Origin of the sequence: Xanthomonas sp. BRIP62418 (genome assembly GCF_003993495.1) — a bacterium.
Taxonomy (GTDB): domain Bacteria; phylum Pseudomonadota; class Gammaproteobacteria; order Xanthomonadales; family Xanthomonadaceae; genus Xanthomonas; species Xanthomonas euroxanthea.
The window spans coordinates 62,572-82,790 of record NZ_QEZG01000033.1 but is presented as its reverse complement, the minus strand read 5'-3'; the positions used below and the strand labels follow the sequence as shown (position 1 = coordinate 82,790).

General features: G+C 68.4%; 17 protein-coding genes. 11 read left to right on the top strand and 6 right to left on the bottom strand.

Going from position 1 to position 20,219, the window contains the following annotated elements; translation table 11 throughout:
* Positions 1 to 95: 95 nt before the first annotated feature.
* Together EO174_RS08005 and EO174_RS08000 are read right to left on the bottom strand one after the other, a co-directional pair.
* Positions 96 to 1,112 carry a class 1 fructose-bisphosphatase gene (locus tag EO174_RS08005; protein ID WP_104584495.1) on the bottom strand — a complete coding sequence of 339 codons (1,017 nt, stop codon included), beginning with the start codon at positions 1,110 to 1,112 and terminating at the stop codon, positions 96 to 98.
* Between the two features lie 291 nt (positions 1,113 to 1,403).
* Positions 1,404 to 2,606 carry an amino acid aminotransferase gene (locus EO174_RS08000; RefSeq protein WP_104584493.1) on the bottom strand — a complete coding sequence of 401 codons (1,203 nt, stop codon included), beginning with the start codon at positions 2,604 to 2,606 and terminating at the stop codon, positions 1,404 to 1,406.
* Positions 2,607 to 2,762: 156 nt separating this feature from the next.
* Here EO174_RS08000 and EO174_RS07995 point away from each other — a divergent pair, with 156 nt between their 5' ends.
* The 4 genes from EO174_RS07995 (at position 2,763) to EO174_RS07980 (ending at position 6,690) form a co-directional block, all read left to right on the top strand.
* Positions 2,763 to 4,901: a TonB-dependent receptor gene (locus EO174_RS07995; RefSeq protein ID WP_164740129.1), complete on the top strand. Its 2,139-nt coding sequence runs from the start codon at positions 2,763 to 2,765 to the stop codon at positions 4,899 to 4,901.
* Positions 4,902 to 5,202: 301 nt separating this feature from the next.
* Positions 5,203 to 5,502 carry a hypothetical protein gene (locus EO174_RS07990; RefSeq protein WP_104584489.1) on the top strand — a complete coding sequence of 100 codons (300 nt, stop codon included), beginning with the start codon at positions 5,203 to 5,205 and terminating at the stop codon, positions 5,500 to 5,502.
* A gap of 125 nt (positions 5,503 to 5,627) precedes the next feature.
* On the top strand, positions 5,628 to 6,008 hold the full coding sequence (locus EO174_RS07985; RefSeq protein WP_126943827.1) for a cupin domain-containing protein: 381 nt from the start codon (positions 5,628 to 5,630) through the stop codon (positions 6,006 to 6,008).
* A 190-nt stretch (positions 6,009 to 6,198) separates the two neighbouring features.
* Positions 6,199 to 6,690, top strand: a complete 492-nt coding sequence (locus EO174_RS07980; RefSeq protein ID WP_181116761.1) for a hypothetical protein — start codon at positions 6,199 to 6,201, stop codon at positions 6,688 to 6,690.
* A 23-nt stretch (positions 6,691 to 6,713) separates the two neighbouring features.
* Here the strand turns inward: EO174_RS07980 and EO174_RS07975 are convergent, their stop codons facing one another.
* Positions 6,714 to 6,995 (bottom strand): hypothetical protein, encoded by a 282-nt coding sequence (locus EO174_RS07975; protein WP_126943608.1) that lies wholly within the window; start codon positions 6,993 to 6,995, stop codon positions 6,714 to 6,716.
* 56 nt (positions 6,996 to 7,051) lie between these two features.
* Positions 7,052 to 8,935 (bottom strand): sigma-54-dependent Fis family transcriptional regulator, encoded by a 1,884-nt coding sequence (locus EO174_RS07970; RefSeq protein ID WP_104584483.1) that lies wholly within the window; start codon positions 8,933 to 8,935, stop codon positions 7,052 to 7,054.
* Between the two features lie 239 nt (positions 8,936 to 9,174).
* On the opposite strand from EO174_RS07970, the gene adh reads away from it, so the two are divergent.
* From adh to EO174_RS07955, 3 genes are all read left to right on the top strand, one after another.
* The gene (gene adh, locus EO174_RS07965) at positions 9,175 to 10,704 is read left to right on the top strand and encodes an aldehyde dehydrogenase (RefSeq protein ID WP_126943605.1); all 1,530 of its coding nucleotides are present in this window, start codon (positions 9,175 to 9,177) and stop codon (positions 10,702 to 10,704) included.
* 135 nt (positions 10,705 to 10,839) lie between these two features.
* Complete coding sequence (gene adhP, locus EO174_RS07960; RefSeq protein WP_104584479.1) at positions 10,840 to 11,868, top strand: alcohol dehydrogenase AdhP; 1,029 nt, start codon at positions 10,840 to 10,842, stop codon at positions 11,866 to 11,868.
* Positions 11,869 to 11,889: 21 nt separating this feature from the next.
* A complete protein-coding gene (locus EO174_RS07955) occupies positions 11,890 to 12,285 on the top strand; it encodes a DUF779 domain-containing protein (RefSeq protein ID WP_115046113.1) in 396 nt (131 codons plus the stop codon).
* Between the two features lie 51 nt (positions 12,286 to 12,336).
* Here EO174_RS07955 and EO174_RS07950 read toward each other — a convergent pair whose 3' ends face one another.
* Positions 12,337 to 12,516 (bottom strand): hypothetical protein, encoded by a 180-nt coding sequence (locus EO174_RS07950; RefSeq protein ID WP_126943602.1) that lies wholly within the window; start codon positions 12,514 to 12,516, stop codon positions 12,337 to 12,339.
* A 154-nt stretch (positions 12,517 to 12,670) separates the two neighbouring features.
* On the opposite strand from EO174_RS07950, the gene EO174_RS07945 reads away from it, so the two are divergent.
* Both EO174_RS07945 and ligD read left to right on the top strand, forming a co-directional pair.
* On the top strand, positions 12,671 to 13,630 hold the full coding sequence (locus EO174_RS07945; RefSeq protein ID WP_104650497.1) for a Ku protein: 960 nt from the start codon (positions 12,671 to 12,673) through the stop codon (positions 13,628 to 13,630).
* A gap of 9 nt (positions 13,631 to 13,639) precedes the next feature.
* Positions 13,640 to 16,414 (top strand): non-homologous end-joining DNA ligase, encoded by a 2,775-nt coding sequence (gene ligD, locus EO174_RS07940; protein WP_126943599.1) that lies wholly within the window; start codon positions 13,640 to 13,642, stop codon positions 16,412 to 16,414.
* Between the two features lie 375 nt (positions 16,415 to 16,789).
* Here the strand turns inward: ligD and lldD are convergent, their stop codons facing one another.
* Positions 16,790 to 17,950, bottom strand: a complete 1,161-nt coding sequence (gene lldD / locus EO174_RS07935) for an FMN-dependent L-lactate dehydrogenase LldD (RefSeq protein WP_104584469.1) — start codon at positions 17,948 to 17,950, stop codon at positions 16,790 to 16,792.
* A 253-nt stretch (positions 17,951 to 18,203) separates the two neighbouring features.
* On the opposite strand from lldD, the gene EO174_RS07930 reads away from it, so the two are divergent.
* Together EO174_RS07930 and EO174_RS07925 are read left to right on the top strand one after the other, a co-directional pair.
* Entirely contained in the window at positions 18,204 to 19,307 is a 1,104-nt protein-coding gene (locus tag EO174_RS07930; RefSeq protein ID WP_241239983.1) for a histidine kinase, read from the top strand.
* Positions 19,304 to 19,936 carry a response regulator transcription factor gene (locus EO174_RS07925; protein ID WP_104584465.1) on the top strand — a complete coding sequence of 211 codons (633 nt, stop codon included), beginning with the start codon at positions 19,304 to 19,306 and terminating at the stop codon, positions 19,934 to 19,936. The genes EO174_RS07930 and EO174_RS07925 overlap by 4 nt, the downstream gene beginning before the upstream one ends.
* Positions 19,937 to 20,219 lie beyond the last annotated feature (283 nt).

Genomic DNA, 20,219 nt, shown 5'->3' with positions numbered 1-20,219 from the left:
CTTGAGTCGTCATCTGCCGTTGTCACACACAAAGACACCCGCACGGGGCGGGTGTCTGGCAGGCGTCAGCGCGGCGTGTGGCTCGCGCCGAAAGTCTAGCCCTGCGCCTTGTCGAACTCCACGTGATAGCGCGTGGCCTCATTCACTTCGTTCTTCGAACCCAGAAACACCGGCACGCGCTGATGCAGCTGCGTCGGCTGGAGGTCCAGGATGCGCTCGCGCCCGGTGGTGGCCGCGCCGCCGGCCTGTTCCACCAGCATGCTCATCGGGTTGGCTTCGTACATCAGGCGCAGCTTGCCCGGCTTGGAGGCGTCCTTCTTGTCCCAGGGGTAGATGAAGATGCCGCCGCGGGTGAGGATGCGGTGCACGTCGGCGACCATGCTGGCGATCCAGCGCATGTTGAAGTCCTTGCCGCGGCTGCCGTCCTTGCCGGCCAGCAGGTCGCTGACATAGGACTGCATGGCCGGTTCCCAGTGGCGCTGGTTGGACATGTTGATGGCGTATTCGGCGGTGTCGTCGGGCACGCGCATGTTGGCCTGGGTCAGCAGGAAGCTGCCTTCCTCGCGCTCCAGGGTGAAGGCGTGGGTGCCGTGGCCGAGCGTGAGCACCAGCATGGTGCTGGGGCCGTAGATGCAGTAGCCGGCGGCGACCTGCTGGGTGCCCGGCTGCAGGAAGTGCTCATCGCCGGGCTTTTCGGTGCCCTTGGGCGCGCGCAGCACCGAGAAGATGGTGCCGACCGAGACGTTGACGTCGATGTTGGAGCTGCCGTCCAGCGGATCGAACAGCAGCAGGAAATCTCCGCTGGGGTACTGGTCGGGCACCGGCTGGCTGTGATCCATTTCTTCCGACGCGCACGCGGCCAGGTGGCCGCCCCAGGCGTTGGCTTCGAGCAGGATGTCGTTGCTGAGCACGTCGAGCTTCTTCTGTGCCTCGCCCTGCACGTTGCCGGTGCCGGCATCGCCGAGCACGCCGCCCAGGGCGCCCTTGCTCACGGCGATGGAAATGCGCTTGCAGGCGCGCGAGACGATGGTGATCAGCTGGCGCAATTCCGGGTCGATACGGCCGGCGTGTTGCTCTTCGATCAGGAAGCGGGTCAGCGAGGGACGCGACATGGGGGCGGGCAGCCTGTGTAGGAAGTGGTCCGCCATTGTCGCCATTGCGCCGTTAGATTTCGATCACTGCATGCGCGTTTTGCCGCGTTGTTGATCGAACATGCGCGAATGGGGGAGCGATGGTCGCGCTGCGCTTGCCCCCGTCCGCCCTTTGGGCACCTTCCCCCGCCGGCGGGGGATGGACGCGGCGAGGGCTGGGAAGGGGGGCGTTTGCGGGCACAAAAAAACCGGGAGGCTGGCGCGCTCCCGGTGTGCAGGCGTTGGCCGCTGTGGCCGACCACGCTGCGTCGCTTACATGCGGCTGACCGTGGCCACGGCCTGTGCCACGTAGTCCAGGTTGCGCTGGCTCAGCGCGGCCACGCAGATACGGCCGGTGCCGACGGCGTAGATCGCGAACTCCTCGCGCAGGCGGTCGACCTGGGTCCGGGTCAGGCCCGAGTACGAGAACATGCCGGCCTGGCGCTGGATGAAGTCGAACTCCGGCGCGCCCAGCGTGGCCAGCTTGGCCACCAGGCCCGCGCGCAGGGCGTGGATGCGCTCGCGCATTTCGGTGAGTTCCTGCTCCCACAGATCGCGCAGCTCCGGGCTGGTCAGCACGCCGGCCACCAGGGCGGCGCCGTGCGTGGACGGGCTGGAGTAGATGGTGCGGATGATGCGCTTGACCTGCGACTGCACGGCCTTGGCTTCGGCCGCGCTGGCCGAGACCACCGACAACGCGCCCACGCGCTCGCCGTACAGCGAGAACGACTTGGAGTACGAGCTGGCGACCACGTAGCTGTCGATGCCTTCGGCGGCGAGCAGGCGCACCGCGTACGCATCGGTCTCGATGCCCTTGTCGAAGCCCTGGTAGGCGATGTCGACGAACGGGAACAGCTTGCGTTCCTTCAACAGCCCGGCGACCTGCTTCCACTGCTCCTTGGTCAGGTCGGCGCCGGTGGGGTTGTGGCAGCAGGCGTGCAGCAGCACCACGGTGCCCGGCTCCAGCTTTGCCAGGTCGGCGAGCATGCCGTCGAAGTTCAGCCCATGGCTGGCGGCATCGAAATAGGTGTAGTCCACGACCTCGAAGCCGGCCGCGCCGAACACGGCGCGATGGTTTTCCCAGCTCGGGTTGCTGATGGCGATGGTGGCCGTGGGCAGCAGCTTCTTGAGCAGGTCCGCGCCCACGCGCAGGGCGCCGCTGCCGCCGACGGTCTGCGAGGTCGCCACGCGGCCAGAGGCCAGCAGCGCCGACTCGGCGCCGAACAGCAGCTCCTGGGTGGCCTTGTCGTAGGCGGCCAGGCCGTCGATGGGCAGGTAGCCGCGCGGTTTGGCATCCAGCGCAAGCTGCTGCTCGATCTTGTGCACGGCGCGCAACAGCGGGATGCGCCCGTTCTCGTCGTAATAGATGCCCACGCCCAGGTTGACCTTGTTGGGGCGGCTGTCGGCGTTGTAGGCCTCGGTCAGGCCCAGGATGGGGTCGCCTGGAACCTGTTCCACGTTTGCAAAGAAGGACACGGCATGACTCGCTGAAGGACGAAAGAGTGAGGGACTTCCGGATGCTCGGCCGCGGCTGGGCCAAACCACTTCATCGTAGCAGCCCATGGCCGGCGTAGCATGCTTCGTTCCGTACGCAACGATGCGCCCACAGTACGGATGAGGGACACTACGCCCATGCCCAGACTGACCTTGTTGGCCGCCGCCTGCGGCCTGTTCGCCACGGGCGCCGCGTCGCCCGTCCTGGCCGCCGATCCGGCGCCGCCCGCCTCCCCACCGATCCAGCGCTTGCCCACCGTGCAGGTGGACGCCGCGCGCGTGCACGGCGTGGACGACTTCGACCTGCCGGCCTCGTTCACCGTGGTGGCGGTCGATGCCGACAACCGCCGCGGCGCGCAGGTGTCCGAGCTGCTGGACGGCATCCCCGGGCTGGTGGCGCGCGATCGCCAGAACTACGCGCAGGACACCCAGCTGTCGATCCGCGGCTTCGGTGCGCGCTCCACCTTCGGCGTGCGCGGCGTGCGGCTGCTGGTCGACGGCATCCCGGCCAGCATGCCCGATGGCCAGGGCCAGCTGTCGCACTTCAACGTGCTGGGCGCGCAGCGGGTGGAAGTGCTGCGCGGGCCGTTCTCGGCGCTGTACGGCAACTCCTCCGGCGGCGTGCTGCAGCTGTGGAGCGCCGACGGCGCCCCAAACGACCCCTGGCGGCTGCGCGCCACCTACGGCAGCAACGCCACCGTCAACGTGGGCGCGCAATTGCTCGGCCAGCAGGGCGCGGTGCACTACAACCTGGCCGCCAATCATTTCGAAACCGACGGCTTCCGCGCCCATAGCCGCGCCAGGCGCGAGTCGGTCAACGCCAAGCTCGGTTTCGATCTGGCCGAGGGCCGCCGGCTGGACCTGGTGCTCAACTACCTGGACGCACCCGACGCGCAGGACCCGCTCGGCCTGACCCGTGCCCAGTTCAGGGCCGACCCGGCGCAGGCCACGGCGGTGGCGACTCAGTTCAAAACCCGCAAATCGGTGCGGCAGTCGCAGGCCGGGGCCATCTTCACCCAGCAGCTGGACAGCCAGACGCTGCGGCTGATGGCCTACGGCGGGCAGCGCAGCGTGGAGCAGTTCCTGGCGATCCCGGTGGCGGTGCAGCGCAATCCGCTGCACTCGGGCGGGGTGATCGATCTGGACAGCAATTACGAAGGCGCCGACGCACGTTGGGCCTGGCAGGGGCAGGCCCTGGGCCGGCCCTTGCAGCTGACCGTGGGCGCAAACGTGGATCGTCAACGTCAGCACCGCACCGGCTATGAAAACTTCGTCGGCGACACGCTGGGCGTGCAGGGCGCGCTGCGCCGCAACCAGCGCGACCAGGTCGAGAACGTGGACCAGTTTGCGCAGGCGTGGTGGCAGTGGAGCGACCGCTGGTCGGCCTTGCTGGGCGTGCGGCATAGCCAGGTGCGCTTCGACTCGGACGACCACTACATCCTCGGGCGCAATCCCGACGACAGCGGCCAGCGCGATTATTCGGCAACCACGCCGGTGGCCGGCATCGTGTTCCGTGCTGCCGAGGATCTGCGTTTCTACGCCTCGGTCGGGCGCGGTTTCGAAACGCCCACCTTCAACGAGCTGGGGTATCGCAGCGATGGCGGCGCCGGCCTGGCGCTGGATCTGGGCGCGGCGACCAGCCGCAATTACGAGATCGGCAGCAAGTGGCGCGCGCAAAGCGGCGCAGCGGTGGAAGTGGCGCTGTTCCGCGCCGACACCGACGACGAACTGGCCGTGGCCAGCAACACCAACGGCCGCAGCACCTACCGCAACATCGGTGCCACCCGCCGCCAGGGTGCGGAGCTGAGCTGGAACCAGCCGGTGGGCGACACCCAGCAGCTGCAGCTGGCCTACACCTTTGTCGATGCCACCGTACGCGATGGCTACCTCACCTGCGCCAGCAGCGGCTGCGCCACGCCCACTGCGCCGGTAGCCAGCGGCGCGCGCCTGCCGGGCGTGCCGCGCCAGCAACTGTTCGCGCGCTGGCAGTGGCAGCCATTGCAGTGGCAGTTCGCCGCCGAAACGGTGGCCTCCGACGCCACCGTGGTCAACGACCTGGCGACCGAGCGCGCGCCCGGCTACGCGCTGGTCAACCTGGAAGCCTCCCGGCGCTGGACCACCACGCTGGGCGGGCTGCGCACCTTCGCCCGCATCGACAATGCGCTGGACCGGCACTACGTCGGCTCGGTCATCGTCAACGACGGCAACGGGCGCTATTACGAACCAGGCCCGGACCGCACCTACACGGTCGGCCTGCAATGGGATTTCGGCGGCTGAGCCACCCGCAGCTGGCGCGCGTTCAACAACGCGCCCGCCACCCGTAGGAGCGCACCCGGGCGCGACAAAGCCGTCCCGCCAATGCACGTGCCGCCACGCGGCGGCACAACAGCATGCGGATGTCTCTCCAACAACCGGTCGGCCTGCAATGAGCGTTGGGCAGCCAATCCGGCCGCAGGCGGCGCGCGCTCAACAACACGCACGTCACCGTAGGAGCGCACCCGGGCGCGACGAAGCCGTCCCGCTGACCCACGGTGTGCCATCGACACTCCACACCTGTGCCCACCACCCAAGGCCAGCCATGATTGTCATCGATCACGCCCCCGCAGACTGGTTTCTGCTGCGCGAGGACAACCGCGACTGGCTGGACATCAACTGCGCGATCTCGGCCACCGGCTTTTCGCTGCTGCTGGCGTTGGACGCAACCGAGCAGGCCGACGTGCTGGCAGACGGGCATGCCGCCTGCGCACGGCTGGCTGCGCAGGTGCAATGGTGGCCGCACGCCTTTGCCGCGCGCGATGTCAGCGCCAGCCACGGGGCGCAGGTGAGCGCAGCCGTGCAAGCGTGGCGTGCGGCAGACACCCGCACCGCTGGTACCTAAGCGCGCACTGCGTTCGGCAAGCCGCTCGCATTGCTTGCCGGGCGTCACGGTAGGGCGTCGCGTTCTGCAGCAGTGACTGCGCGCAATGCGATGCACTAAGCTTGCACGCGCATTCCGCCACAAGGATGTTTCCGTTGAACACGCGCTACGCCCCGACCGATTTCAGCGACAAGCTCGCCCTGCTGTCGCAGCACTGGTCCCCGCGTGTCGTGGCGGAAATGAACGACTACCAGTTCAAACTGGTCAAGCTGCAAGGTGCGTTCGTGTGGCACCAGCATGCGGACACGGACGAGGTGTTCATCGTGCTGGACGGCAGCATGACCATCGAATTTCGCGATGGCGTGGTGGCGCTGTCGGCCGGGCAGATGCACGTGGTGCCCAAGGGTGTCGAACACCGGCCGGCGGCGGAGCACGAATGCAGCGTGCTGCTGGTCGAGCCGCGCGGCGTGGTCAATACCGGCGATGCGGGCGGCGCCTACACCGCAGACAACGACGTCTGGATCTGATCGCTGCGCTCGGTGCGCGGGTGCCGGCGGCATCGGTTTGCATCCACGCAGCCACCCCTGCGTGGCAGGTTATTTCAGTCGCTGAAATGGCGCACCTGGTCCTGCACGGCATCGCTGGAGCCCCTGCAGCCAGCCGGTCGTGGGGTGCGTGCTAGGCTCGGCTTTCCGCACACAGCGCATGGAGCATGGGATGACATTCCTGCAAGTGGTGTCGGTTGCGGCGCTCGGCGCGACCAGTCTGTTGAGCGGCACCATCGCCAGTGCCGCTGCACCCTCGGAACCAGGCACGCTGCAGGTAACGCGGACCTATCCGGCCGATAGCCCAGCCGTGGCGCAGGTGCATCGCTGGTTGCTGGCGCAGCCGTCCAGGCAACAGCGGCCGGCAAGCGCCGCCGAGCTAGGCCAGCTACGCACCAGTTACCGCACGCACGCGCCAGCTGCCGGCGGACGTGCAGACCTGACCAGTCCCGAGGTGGCCTTCCCGGAGCATGGTCAGCCTGGGGATGCGGTCACCATCGACGCATGTGGCGCGGGGATGCGCTACCACTGGACGTATCGGTGGACTGCGGCATCGGCCACAGCGGGTTGGCAGTTGCAGTCCTATCACCTGAGGAAGGTGCAGGACTGCGCTGCTGCCATGGCCGATCCCGACGTCTTCAAGCCGACTGCAGCGCGCGGCTGAGGTGCGTGCGCACGGTGTGCAAGTCACCCGCGGCGATCCACGGCGGCACTGCAGTCGCGGCCTGCGGCGATCGCGATGGCGGGCGGAAGTCCAGGCACGTTGAGAGGCATGGCGGGTAAGGTTTCGTACCCGCAGGACGCCCCCTTGATGCGCAACGTGAGACGGCGTTGGTCAGCGGCGGCAATGCGCCGAGCTGGCTCGCGTCGTCGTTCCTGTGCCCACACGCCGCCGTTTGCGTCGAGGAATTCAGCATGACGCACGCCGGCATCGATGGCGGCCGCGAGGGGGGTCTTGGTGGTGGGCATGCGCATCCGCGCGCTCCCGGGCCGCGTCGGCGGGCGATGCATTTGCGCGCCCGGTGTCAGGCCCGTTGCGGGCCGAGCCGGCGATACAGCGTGCTGCGGCTGATGCCGAGCCGGCGTGCCGCCTGCGCGACGTTGCCGCCGCAGGCGTCCAGCGCCTGCCGCATCGCCGCCTGTGCCAGCTGCTCCAGGCTATCGGCCGGTGCCGGTGTCGGTGCGGCAGCGGCGACCGCCGACACTGCGGTCCGGGTGGCGAGGTAGCCCGGCAGCGCGTCGCGGTCGATGCGCTCGCCGGGTTCGCTCAGCGCCACCAGCGTGCGAAGGCAGGCCGAGAGCTGGCGCAGGTTGCCCGGCCAGTCGTAGTCGGCCAGAACCTGCAGCGCGTCGCTGCTGAGCCGGCGGCCCTGGCCCAGGCGCTGCCACAGCTCTTGCACCAGCAGCGGGCGGTCGGCGTGCGCGCGCAGCGCCGGCAGCGCCACGACATGATGGGCGATGCGGTAGTACAGGTCGGCGCGGAAGCGGCCGTCGGCGATTGCCGCTTGCAGGTCCTGGTGGGTGGCGCAAACCAGCGCGAAATCCAGCCGCACCGGCTTGCCGCCACCCAGCGGCGACAGTTCGCGCTCCTGCAGCACGCGCAGCAGCCGCGGTTGCAGCGCCAGCGGCATGTCGCCGATTTCGTCGAGAAACAGCACCCCGCCCTCGGCCTGGCGCAGCAGCCCCGGGCTGCCGTGCTTGCGCGCTCCGGTGAAGGCGCCGTCCTCGTAGCCGAACAGCTCGGCCTCGATCAGACCCTCGGGCAGCGCGGCGCAGTTCACCGCGACGAACGGGCGGGCGGCGCGCGTGCAGCGGCGGTGCAGCTCGCGCGCGAACACCTCCTTGCCGGTGCCGGTCTCGCCCTGCACCAGCACTGGGAGCTCGGCATCCAGCACCCGGCAGGCGCGCCCGAGCAGGCGCGCGATCTCGGCCTCGAACAGCGGTGCGTCGCGGTCACCGTCCTGGCGGGCGGCCGAGACCGTGATCGGTGGTTGCGTGGCGCGCCGGCGCGGCCGCGCGTCGCCGCGCTCGTCCACGCGCCCGTACAGGGCGCGGCCCTGGCGATCGAACAGGGCGCCGTCGTGGCGCAGCCGGGTCAGCGGCTCCTCGAACAGCGCGTCGTAGCGCGCGCGCCCCAGTTCGTGGCGCTCCAGCCCGAACAGCTGCAGGCCGGCGCGGTTGGCTGCCACCAGGCGCCCGCCGCGGAATGCCAGCAGGCCCTCGTGCGCGGTGCCGAGCAGGGCCGGGTCGTGGTGTACGCGCAGCAGTTCGCAATCGGCGATGCCGTCGTCGAAGTAGCGGTGCTCGATGCTGGCGACCGCGCGCCGCGCCAGTCCCAGCGCGTGGATGTGCTGCAGACGCGCGTCGCCGGAGATGTCGAGCACGCCCACCAACTGCCCGTAAGGGTCGAAGATCGGCGCCGCGGCACAGCTGAGGATGCCGTGCGGGGCGAGGTAGTGCTCGCCGCCGCGGACCTCGATCGAGCGGCTCTCCACGATCGCGGTGCCGATGGCATTGGTGCCGAGCACGCTCTCGCTCCAACAGGCGCCGGGCATCAGCGCCACCCGCCCGGCGCGCTCAAGGAAGCCGGTGCTGCCCTCGGCATCGAGTATCCAGCCAGCCTCGTCGGTGAGCAGCACGACGCTGCCGGTGGCCGCTGCGTCGGCCGACAGCCCTTCCAGCTCGGCGCGCGCGCGCCGCCACAGGGTCTCGTGGCGTTCGCGCATCTCGCGCAGGCGTGCGGCGCTGACCGGTTCGATCGCCGGGGTCGCCTCGGCGGCCAGGCCCTGGCGCTGGCAGCGTCGCCACGACTGCAGGATCGCGTCCGGTACCTGCCCGGCCGGCATCGCGCCGTGCTCGAAGAACGAGCGCCGCGCGCGGCCCAGCTGCTGCTCCGTCGACATCGCCATCCGCCACCTCGTGTCGCAATTTGCGACAGTCCAGAAGATCACTGTCGCGATAAACACCATGTTTGCGGACACAGCGCAAGCGCCGCGCGTGATGCGCCGCAGCGAAGACCTCCACTATCGGCCGCACCCGCGGCGCGATCGGGCGTGACGCAATGCAGCAGGAAAAACCTGGCATCACCCTTGCGTGACTGCGGAGACGCCCGTCACGGGCTTCTTCCCATGTACCGCAGGAGACACCGATGAACGCCGTCACATCCGCCAAGCCGCTGAACACCGACCCGCAGTCCATCTTCAAACCGCGCTACGACAACTTCATCGGCGGCAAGTGGGTGGCGCCGCACAGTGGCCAGTACTTCGACAACACCACGCCGATCAACGGCAAGGTGTTCACCGCGATCGCGCGCTCCAACGCGCAGGACATCGAAGCGGCGCTGGATGCGGCGCACGCGGCCAAGGACGCCTGGGGCAAGACCTCCACCACCGACCGCGCCAACGTGCTGCTCAGGATCGCCGACCGCATCGAGCAGAATCTGGAACTGCTCGCCCATGCCGAGACCTGGGACAACGGCAAGCCGGTGCGCGAAACGCTCAATGCCGACGTGCCGCTGTGCGTGGACCACTTCCGCTATTTTGCCGGTGCCATCCGCGCGCAGGAAGGCGGCATCTCCGAGATCGACAGCGACACCATCGCCTATCACTTCCACGAACCGCTCGGCGTGGTCGGGCAGATCATCCCGTGGAACTTTCCGCTGCTGATGGCGTGCTGGAAACTCGCACCGGCGCTGGCCGCCGGCAACTGCGTGGTGATGAAGCCGGCCGAGCAGACCCCGGCCTCGATCCTGGTGCTGATGGAGGTCATCGGCGACCTGTTGCCGCCGGGCGTGCTCAACGTGGTCAACGGCTTTGGCCTGGAAGCGGGCAAGCCGCTGGCCAGCAACCCGCGCATCGCCAAGATCGCCTTCACCGGCGAAACCACCACCGGCCGGCTGATCATGCAGTACGCCAGCCAGAACCTGATCCCGGTGACGCTGGAGCTGGGCGGCAAATCGCCGAACATCTTCTTTGCCGATGTCATGGCCGAAGACGACGACTTTCTCGACAAGGCGGTGGAAGGCTTCGTGCTGTTCGCCTTCAACCAGGGCGAGGTGTGCACCTGCCCCTCGCGTGCGCTGATCCAGGAATCGATCTACGACAAATTCATGGAAAAGGCGCTGGCGCGCGTGGCCGTGATCAAGCAGGGCAACCCGCTGGATCCCAACACCATGGTCGGCGCGCAGGCCTCCAGCGAGCAGCTGGAAAAGATCCTGTCCTACATCGACATCGGCAAGCAGGAGGGTGCGCAGGTGCTGATCGGTGGCGAGCGCAACACGCTCGACGGCGAGCTGTCCGGGGGCTTCTACGTCAAGCCGACGGTGTTCAAGGGCCATAACAAGATGCGCGTGTTCCAGGAAGAGATCTTCGGCCCGGTGGTGTCGGTGACCACCTTCAAGGACGAGGCCGAGGCCCTGGCGATCGCCAACGACACGCTGTACGGCCTGGGTGCCGGCGTGTGGAGCCGCGATGCCTCCCGGCTGTACCGCATGGGCCGCGCGATCCAGGCCGGGCGCGTGTGGACCAACTGCTACCACGCCTATCCGGCGCATGCTGCGTTCGGCGGTTACAAGCAGTCCGGCATCGGCCGCGAGAATCACAAGATGATGCTCGACCATTACCAGCAGACCAAGAACCTGCTGGTGAGCTATTCGCCCAAGGCGCTGGGCTTCTTCTGACACCCATGCCGGTCGCGCTTGTGCGCGGCGACGATCGGCTGGCGCCGCGCGGCCGCACCGCGGCGTTGACCTCGATCAAGGCCCCGGTTGCGGCCCGAGGCTAAGGTTCCTCAACGACAGCGACAGGAGTGCAATGTGGACAAGACGATGAAAGCTGCAGTGGTACGCGAGTTCGGCAAGCCTCTGGTGATCGAGGAGGTGCAGGTGCCGCGTCCGGCCGCCGGCGACATCCTGGTCAAGATCGAAGCCTGTGGCGTCTGCCACACCGACCTGCACGCCGCCGAAGGCGACTGGCCGGTCAAGCCGAACCCGCCATTCATTCCCGGCCACGAAGGTGTTGGCAACGTGGTGGCGGTCGGCGAAGGCGTCAAGCACATCAAGGAAGGCGACCGCGTCGGCATCCCGTGGCTGTACTCGGCTTGCGGGCATTGCGAGCACTGCCTGGGTGGCTGGGAAACCCTGTGCGAGGCGCAGCAGAACAGCGGCTACTCGGTCAACGGCGGCTTCGCGCAGTACGCGCTGGCCAATGCCGACTACGTTGGCCTCCTGCCCAAGGGCATCGGCTTCGTCGAGGTCGCGCCGATCCTTTGCGCGGGCGTCACCGTCTACAAGGGCCTGAAGGTCACCGAGACCAAGCCGGGTCAGTGGGTCGTGATTTCCGGCATCGGCGGGCTCGGCCACATGGCAGTGCAATATGCCAAGGCGATGGGAATGAACGTGGCCGCAGTGGATGTGGACGACACCAAGCTGGCACTGGCCAGGCGCCTGGGCGCAACGGTGACGGTCAATGCGCGCACCACCGATCCGGTGGCGTACCTCAAGAAGGAAATCGGCGGCGCACACGGCGCGTTGGTCACCGCGGTATCGCCCAAGGCGTTCGAGCAGGCGATCGGCATGGTGCGGCGTGGCGGCACGGTGTCGCTCAACGGCCTGCCACCGGGCCAGTTCCCGCTGGACATCTTCGGCATGGTGCTCAATGGCGTGACCGTGCGCGGCTCGATCGTCGGAACCCGGCTGGACCTGCAGGAGTCGCTGGCCTTCGCCGAGCAGGGCAAGGTCGCGGCGACCGTGGCCACCGACACCCTGGACAACATCAACGAGGTGTTCGCGCGCATGCACGCCGGAACGATCGAGGGGCGTATCGTGCTCGACATGGCGGCCTGACCGCGCCGCAGGAGGCAGACGATGCAGGGCACCACCACGCAGACAGACCCGCCGTTGCAGGTGATGGCCACGCTGGCGGCGTTGCAGCTGATCGACACGCTGCGCGCGCGCCACGGCGATGTGCTGTTCCATCAATCCGGCGGCTGCTGCGACGGCTCCTCGCCGATGTGTTTTCCGGTGGGCGATTTCATCGTCGGCGACCGCGACGTGCTGCTGGGCGAGATCGGCGGCGCGCCGTTCTACATCAGCCCCTCGCAGTTCGAATACTGGAAGCACACCCAGCTGATCATCGACGTGGTGCCGGGGCGCGGCGGCATGTTCTCGCTGGAAAACGGCGAGGGCGTGCGCTTTCTGGTGCGCTCGCGCCTGTTTGCCGATGAGGAGTTTGCCCGGCTGCAGCAGGCAGGGCGGGCGTAAACCGCACCCGCCCGGCTGCTGCGGCCGGGCGGGTGCTTCCGCTGGCGGTCGTCAGCGGTCTGCCACGGTCGACGGCGCGGTGCCCGGCTTCTTGGCCGGGGTGTCGCCATTGGCCGGAATCAGCGTGTTGGGCGCATCGCCGGCACCGCGGTCTTCGTAGTGCTCGGCATCGCGCTTGCCGTGCTGTTCGCCCGGCTGGGCCGGTTGCTCGCGTAGCGGGTCACGGGACATGCGGTTCTCCTGGAAGTCGAGAGGGATGCGCAGTTCACCGCGTACCGGGTGAAGGGGGCGCAGTGGCAGCGGCAGACACATGGCTCACGCATGGCTCACGGTGGCCGCGCTACAGCTATGGGCTACCCCAAACAGCACCCGGAGTCACACGCCGATGGCACGACCGATCTGGACCGGAACCCTGTCGTTCGGCTTGCTCAATGTGCCGGTGTCGTTGATGTCGGGCGAGCGCAAGGTGGACCTGCATTTCCGCATGCTCGACTCGCGCGACAAGAAGCCGATCCGCTTCGAGCGCGTCAACGCCGACACCGGCGATGAAGTGCCGTGGAAGGAGATCGTCAAGGCCTTCGAGTACGACAAGGGCAGCTATGTCATCGTCGAGGAGCAGGACATCCGCTCGGCCTCGCCGGAGAGCCACGAGACGGTGGAGGTGGAAACCTTTGTCGATGCCGCCGACATCGACCCGCGCTATTTCGAGAAGCCCTACATCCTGGTGCCCGGCAAGAAGGCCGAAAAGGGCTACGTGCTGCTGCGCGAGACGCTGCGCGACACCGGCAAGGTGGGCATCGCCAAGGTGGTGATCCGCACGCGCGAATACCTGGCCGCGGTGATGCCGCAGGGCGATGCCTTGATCCTGCTGCTGCTGCGCTACCAGCAGGAAGTGGTGGACCCGCAGGACTTCAAGTTGCCGGCCGGCGCGGTGGGCGAGTACCGCATCACGCCCAAGGAACAGGAGATGGCCAAACAGCTGATCGAGTCGATGTCCGGCACCTGGCAGCCGGAGGACTACCACGACGAATTCCGCGGCAAGCTCGAGCAGATCCTGCGCAAGCGCATCCAGGCCAAAGGTGGCACCACCACCGTGGATGTCGAGCCGCCGCAGCACGAGGACGCCACCACCAACGTGGTCGATTTCATGTCGCTGCTGCAAAAGAGCCTGCAGGCCAACACGCGCACGCCGGCCAAGAAGAGCAGCGCGCCGGCAACCGCGCCAGCCAAGAAGACCGCCAAGACCGCCGCCAAGAAAGTGGCCAAGAAGGCCACCAAGAAGACTGCGGGCAAGGCCACCAAGGCCACGGCCAGCAAGGCAGCGCCGCGCCGCAAGGCCGGGTAGGCCCAGTCCATGTCACTGCGCGACTACAACGCCAAGCGCCGCTTCGACCAGACCCCGGAGCCGGCCGGCGACACGCCCGCACGCGCCAGCAAGGAGCCGATCTTCGTGGTGCAACTCCATCACGCCAGCTCGCGTCATTACGACTTCCGTCTGGAACTCGACGGCGTGCTCAAGAGCTGGGCCGTGCCCAAGGGACCCTCGTTGCGCGTGGGCGAAAAACGCCTGGCGGTGGAGGTGGAAGACCACCCGCTGTCGTACGCCAGCTTCGCCGGCGATATCCCGCAAGGCCATTACGGCGCCGGGCATGTGGAGGTGTTCGACCACGGGCATTGGCAGTGCGAGGGCGACGCGTTGGCGGCGCTGGACGCCGGCAAGCTGGAATTCGAACTGCGGGGCTCATTGCTGCGCGGTGGCTTCGCCTTGGTGCGCACGCAGATGCGTGGCGGCAAACCGCAGTGGCTGTTGTTCAAGCGCAGTGATGCGTATGCGGCCGATCTGGATGCCGATGCGCTGGTGGCGCAGCAGGCGGCCGGCGCATCGGCAGCGGCCGCCCCGGCGACGCGTGCCAAGACCAGCCGGGCGCAGCGTGCGCCAGCGGCAAAAACGAGCGCCGCGACGTCGCCTGCGGCCAGCAAGCGCGCACGCCCAGCGCGTGCACGTTCCGCGCAATGGCATACCCGCGCCCTGGCGCTGGACGGCGCCCGCGATGCGCCATGCCCCACCGAGCTGCGCGCGCAACTGACCTTGCTGCGCGAGCAGGCACCCGATGGCGAGCGCTGGTTGCACGAGATCAAGTGGGACGGCTATCGCCTGCTGGCCGATCTGGTCGATGGCGATGTGCAGCTGCGCTCGCGCAACGACCAGGCCTGGACGCAGCGCTTCCCGGAGGTGGTGCGCGCAGTGCAAGCACTGCCGGTGCGCGATGCGCGCCTGGATGGCGAGCTGGCGGTGCTGGATGCCAAGGGGCGCACCGATTTCTCGGCGCTGCAGCGTGCGCTCGATGGCAGCGCCGTGCAGCCGCTGCGCTACATCGTGTTCGACCTGCTGGGCGTGGCCGGGGTGGACCTGCGCGATACCCCGTTGCTGCAACGCAAGCAGTTGCTGCGCGAGTTGCTGGGCGATGCGCCGGGCACGCTGGCGTTTAGCGACCATGTGATCGGCCATGGCCCGCAGGTCTTCGCGGCCAGCGCCGGCACCGGCTGGGAAGGCATCGTCAGCAAGCTCGCCGATGCGCCCTATCGTGCAGGACGCAGCGCCGATTGGGTCAAGACCAAGCACGAGGACAGCGATGAGTTCGTGGTGGTGGGCTACACCGATCCCAAGGGCGCACGCAGCGGCTTTGGCGCCTTGCTGATGGCGCAGCGCGACGGCAAGACGCTGCGTTATGTCGGGCGTGTGGGCACCGGCTTCGACGATGCCTTGCTCGGCAAGATCACCGCGCTGCTGCAGGCGCTGCACAGCGACACCGCCACGCTGGAATTGCCCACGCACATCCCGGGGCGGCCACGCGATGTGCATTGGGTCCGGCCGGTGCTGATCGCCGAGGTCGCCTTCCGCGGCTGGGCGAAGGAAGGCCTGTTGCGGCAGGCCGCGTTCAAGCGTCTACGTGAGGACAAACCCATGAGCGAGTTGGGCGGCGACCGCGCCGCGCCGGGCAAGGCGCGTGCTGCGGGCAAACGTGGTGCGGCAACGGCCGCTGCGCCGGCGCGCAAGACGGCGACCACGAAAACATCCAGAACGACAGTCGACGCATCCACCAGCACCACCAGCAAGCGCGCGCGTTCGACGGCATCGAAGACGACCGCAACCACGACATCCAAAAAGGCGGCGGCGGCCACGTCCACGGCCTCTAAATCCGCGGCGTCCAAGTCCACAACATCCAAATCCAAATCTACGTCCACGTCCACGTCGACAGACGGCATCACCATCACCCATCCCGAGCGGGTGGTGTTCCCCGCAGCGGGCATCAGCAAGGGCGAGGTGGCCGACTACTACCGGGCAGTGGCGCCGCTGGTGCTGGCGGAGATCGCACGCCGGCCGCTGTCGCTGCTGCGCTGCCCTGATGGCGCCGGTGGCGATTGCTTCTTCCAGAAGCACGAAGGCCGCCACCTGGGCACGCACATCAAGGCGGTTCCGCTGCAGCAAAAAAGCGGCACCGAGGATTACATCTATGTCGAAGATGCCGCCGGCTTGCTCGAGCTGGTGCAGATGAACACGCTGGAGCTGCATCCCTGGGGCGCGCAGGTCGACGATGCGGAGCATCCGGATCGGCTGGTGTTCGACCTGGACCCCGGCGAGGCGGTGTCCTGGCCCGACGTGGTGGCTGCCGCGCGTGACATCCGCGCCAAGCTGCGCAGCGCGGGGTTGGAAAGCGCGGTGCGCCTGTCCGGCGGCAAGGGCCTGCATGTGGTGGTGCCGATCGTGCCGGAAGCGGACTGGGAGCAGGCGCGCGATTTCTGCGAGGCATTCGCCCAGGCGCTGGCAACGCATGCGCCGGACCGCTACGTGGCCACCATGAGCAAGGCCAAGCGCCACGGCGTGATCTTCGTCGACTGGCTGCGCAACGGGCGCGGCAACACCAGCGTCTGTTCGTGGTCGCTGCGCGCGCGCGAAAAAGCCACCGTCGCCGTCCCGCTACGCTGGGAAGAACTCGGCAAGATCAGCGGCCCGGACGCCTTCCCGATGGACAAGGCGCTGGAACGCGCCAGGCGCCAACGCGCAGATCCCTGGGCCTCGGTGCTGGCGTTGCGGCAATCCTTGCCCACCGGCGGCGATAAGAACTAAGCGTGTCTAACAAACCTACTGCCTAGCCGCGAGACGGGCGCGGCGTGTGCTGGGAGTCGGCATGGACTATTCCAGCCTCAGATTCTGAGTGCGGCGTCCACGCGTGCATGACGATCGCTTGCAACGCGTCGTTATTCGAATTATCCAATAGGTGCGCATCACGCCCAGCGCTTGACCATGCGTACCGACCATCTCGATTGGTCCTTGCCCGCCCACCGTCGCGGGACCTTACGCGGCATGGATGCCGCGTAAGAGCCTACAGGGACGTACTTGCGGCGTGTCCCGCGATGGTGGGCGGGCAAGGGCCCTGCAGCCAAGCCGCAGATCATCCGCTCTTCTACCGACGTATCTCGATTCCCCGATTCCCGACTCCCGTCAAGGCGAAACCGCACGCTCCCGCGTCACCCGGCTCAACGCATCGCCACTGATCTCGGCAATCGAATGGGTGCCGGTCAAGGTCATCGCCACGCGCATTTCCTTTTCGATCAGGCTCAGCAGGTTCTCCACGCCGGCCTGCCCGCCAGCGGCCAGCGCGTAGACGAACGCCCGCCCCAGCAGCACCGCATCGGCGCCCAGCGCCAGCATGCGCACCACGTCCAGCCCGCTGCGGATGCCCGAATCGGCCAGGATCTTCAGCTGCCCCTTCACTGCATCGGCAATGGCCGGCAACGCACGTGCGCTGGACAGCACGCCGTCGAGCTGGCGCCCGCCGTGATTGGACACCACGATGCCGTCGGCGCCGAAGCGCACCGCATCGCGCGCGTCGTCCGGGTCCAGGATGCCCTTGATCACCATCGGCCCGGTCCAGAACTCGCGGATCCATTCCAGGTCCTTCCATGCGATGGACGGGTCGAAATTGGCGCCCAGCCAGCCGATGTAGTCCTGCAGGCCGGTCGGGCTGCCGCGGTACGCCGAGATGTTGCCCAGATCATGCGGCTTGCCGAGCAGGCCCACGTCCCAGGCCCAGCGTGGATGGGTGACGGCCTGCAGCATGCGCCGCAGCCCCGCATTGGGCCCGCTCATGCCCGAATGCGCATCGCGGTAACGCGCGCCGGGCGTGGGCATGTCCACGGTGAACACCAGCGTGGTTACCCCGGCGGCCTTGGCGCGCTCCAGCGCGTTGCGCATGAAGCCGCGGTCCTTGAGCACGTACAGCTGGAACCACATCGGGCGCGTAATCGCCGGCGCCACTTCCTCGATCGGGCACACCGACACCGTGGACAGCGTGAACGGGATCCCGCGCGCCGCCGCCGCGCGTGCGGCCTGCACTTCGCCACGGCGCGCGTACATGCCGGTCAGCCCGACCGGTGCCAGTGCCACCGGCATCGCCAGCGTCTCGCCGAACAACTCGGTGCCCAGGCTCAGGTCCGACATGTTGCGCAGCACCCGCTGGCGCAGCGCGATATCGGCCAGGTCGGTGACGTTGCGCCGCAAGGTGTGCTCGGCATACGCGCCGCCATCGATGTAGTGGAACAGGAATGGCGGCAGGCGCGCCTGCGCAGCGGCACGGTAGTCGGAAGCGGCGGAAATGATCATCGAAGACGCACGGCAGCTGCGGGTAGCCGCTGAGTGTAAGACCATCGGTGGGGCGGGTGGACCGCTGCGCGCCCGGCCGGCTGCAAGTGGGCAGGGCGTGCTTCCGTGACGATGGGGCGGCGTGCCAAGGTGCGGACGCACCGCAGCGACGACAGCGGCGACAGCGACGACAGAGCAGCGCCCTCACCTGCCGGAAGTCACTTTCTGCCTCCGTGCCATTGCCGCGCGGCCGCGCGGCCGTCAGCATCGCCGCATGACCTCGTCCCTGTTTCATTGCTTGCAACCGCTGCGTCTGGCCGGCGCGTTCACCATTGCCGCGGTGGCCTTGTCGTTCGTGCCCGACGCCTCACCGCAGGGCGCCTGGCGCTGGGGCGTGCTGGCCGGCTTCACCGCCTTGTTTCTGCTGCATACCGTGTTGCCGCCGCTGCATGCGCTGCGCACTGTCGCCACGCTGCTGCAGGCGGCCATGGCCCTGCTGCTGATCTGGATGGAGCCGCGTGCCGGCACCGCCCCGGTGTTGCTGGTCATGCTGGTGGCGCAGGCGGGCATGACCTGGCCGCCGGCGCGCGTGCTGCTGCTGGCGCTGGCGTTGAACGCGGGCATGTATGCGTTGCTGGTGCAGGCCGGGTTCGAGCGCCCGTGGTTGATCGTCGGCATCTACGCCGGTTTCCAGGCCTTCGCCGCGCTGACTGCGCATTACGCGCGCACTGCCGAGCGCACCCGCGACGCGCTGGCCTACGTCAATGCCGACCTGCTGGCCACCCGCGCGCTGCTGGCCGACAGCGCGCGCGATGCCGAGCGCCTGCGCCTGGCGCGCGAGCTGCACGACGTGGCCGGGCACAAGCTCACCGCCATGCGCATCAATCTGCGCCTGCTCGGCGCCGATCCGGTACTGGCACGGCGCGAGGAGATCGCGGTGGTGGAGCGGTTGTCGGCCGACCTGCTGTCGGACATCCGCAACGTGGTGCAGTCGCTGCGCGACGACCAGGGCCTGGATCTGCAGACCGCCTTGCGCGCGCTGGCCGCACCGTTCCCGCGCCCGGCGCTGCGCCTGCAGATCGACCCGGCGGTGCGCATCACCGATGCCCGCGTGGCCGAGCTGCTGTTGCGGCTGGTGCAGGAGGCGCTGACCAACGCCGTGCGGCATGCCGACGCCAACGAGGTGGCCGTGCACCTGCACTGCGAGGGCGCGCAGCTGCACGTGGACATCCGCGACGATGGCCGCCGCGCCGAGCGCATCCGCGAAGGCAACGGCATCACCGGCATGCGCGAACGCCTGGCCGCCCTGCACGGGCGGCTTGAGCTCGGCCGCACCGCCCAGGGCGGCATGCACCTGATGGCGAGGCTGCCGGCATGAGTCCACGTCGCATCGCGCTGGCGGATGACCAGGTCCTGGTCCGCGCCGGCCTGCGCGCGCTGTTGCAGCAGCAGGGCGTGGAGGTGGCCTGCGAGGCCGACGACGGCCAGGGCCTGCTGGACGCGCTCGCCAGCACCACCGTGGACGTGGTGCTCAGCGACATCCGCATGCCCGGCCTGGACGGCATCCAGGCGCTGCAGCAACTGCGCGCCCGCGGCGACCGCACCCCAGTGCTGCTGCTGACCACCTTCGACGACAGCGACCTGCTGCTGCGTGCCACCGAGGCCGGCGCGCAGGGCTTCCTGCTCAAGGACGCCGCCCCGGAAGACCTGCGCGAGGCGATCGAGCGGGTCGCCAATGGCGAGACCCTGCTGCAGCCGGTCAGCACCGACCCGGTGCGCGCGCGTTACCAGTTCCGCGACCAGCAGCCCCCGCGCGAGACCTTCAGCGAGCGCGAGGTGGCGATCCTGCGCCTGCTCGCCGGCGGCTATTCCAACAAGGAGATCGCCCGCACCCTGTTCCTGGCCGAGGGTACGGTGAAGAACTACGTCTCCACCATCCTGGAAAAGCTCGGCACCCGCGACCGCACGCGCGCGGTGTTGAAGGCGATCACGTTGCGGGTGATTTGAGGGCGGGGAATCGGGAATCGGGAATGGGGATTGGGGATTGGGGAATCGTAAGAGCGGGGGCTCTATAGCGCTGCCACTGCTGCTCGCAGGAGCTGGCTCAACGCTCGGGCACCCCGCCGCACGACGCTGTCTCGCCAGGTTGCATGGCGTTGTTTTATAGGGAATTTCCAGGATTCGGCAGGATGGGGCAGCAACCGTAAGGTTGCCGTCAGGTCGTGTGGGCGGCCAAACACCAAGGTCGTCCGGCGGCCACCGAGGTCGCCCGGGGACGCGCCGCGCTCCG

Bases quoted from the DNA above. Each gene is read 5' to 3' on its own strand.
- adh (WP_126943605.1), top strand. From the start codon at position 9,175: ATGAACGCCGTCACATCCGCCAAGCCGCTGAACACCGACCCGCAGTCC.
- EO174_RS07925 (WP_104584465.1), top strand. From the start codon at position 19,304: ATGAGTCCACGTCGCATCGCGCTGGCGGATGACCAGGTCCTGGTCCGC.
- EO174_RS08005 (WP_104584495.1), bottom strand. From the start codon at position 1,112: ATGTCGCGTCCCTCGCTGACCCGCTTCCTGATCGAAGAGCAACACGCC.
- EO174_RS07985 (WP_126943827.1), top strand. From the start codon at position 5,628: ATGTTTCCGTTGAACACGCGCTACGCCCCGACCGATTTCAGCGACAAG.
- EO174_RS07950 (WP_126943602.1), bottom strand. From the start codon at position 12,516: ATGTCCCGTGACCCGCTACGCGAGCAACCGGCCCAGCCGGGCGAACAG.
- lldD (WP_104584469.1), bottom strand. From the start codon at position 17,950: ATGATCATTTCCGCCGCTTCCGACTACCGTGCCGCTGCGCAGGCGCGC.
- ligD (WP_126943599.1), top strand. From the start codon at position 13,640: ATGTCACTGCGCGACTACAACGCCAAGCGCCGCTTCGACCAGACCCCG.
- EO174_RS07955 (WP_115046113.1), top strand. From the start codon at position 11,890: ATGCAGGGCACCACCACGCAGACAGACCCGCCGTTGCAGGTGATGGCC.
- EO174_RS07970 (WP_104584483.1), bottom strand. From the start codon at position 8,935: ATGGCGATGTCGACGGAGCAGCAGCTGGGCCGCGCGCGGCGCTCGTTC.
- EO174_RS07930 (WP_241239983.1), top strand. From the start codon at position 18,204: ATGACCTCGTCCCTGTTTCATTGCTTGCAACCGCTGCGTCTGGCCGGC.
- EO174_RS07980 (WP_181116761.1), top strand. From the start codon at position 6,199: ATGACATTCCTGCAAGTGGTGTCGGTTGCGGCGCTCGGCGCGACCAGT.
- EO174_RS07995 (WP_164740129.1), top strand. From the start codon at position 2,763: ATGCCCAGACTGACCTTGTTGGCCGCCGCCTGCGGCCTGTTCGCCACG.
- EO174_RS07945 (WP_104650497.1), top strand. From the start codon at position 12,671: ATGGCACGACCGATCTGGACCGGAACCCTGTCGTTCGGCTTGCTCAAT.
- EO174_RS07990 (WP_104584489.1), top strand. From the start codon at position 5,203: ATGATTGTCATCGATCACGCCCCCGCAGACTGGTTTCTGCTGCGCGAG.
- EO174_RS07975 (WP_126943608.1), bottom strand. From the start codon at position 6,995: ATGCCCACCACCAAGACCCCCCTCGCGGCCGCCATCGATGCCGGCGTG.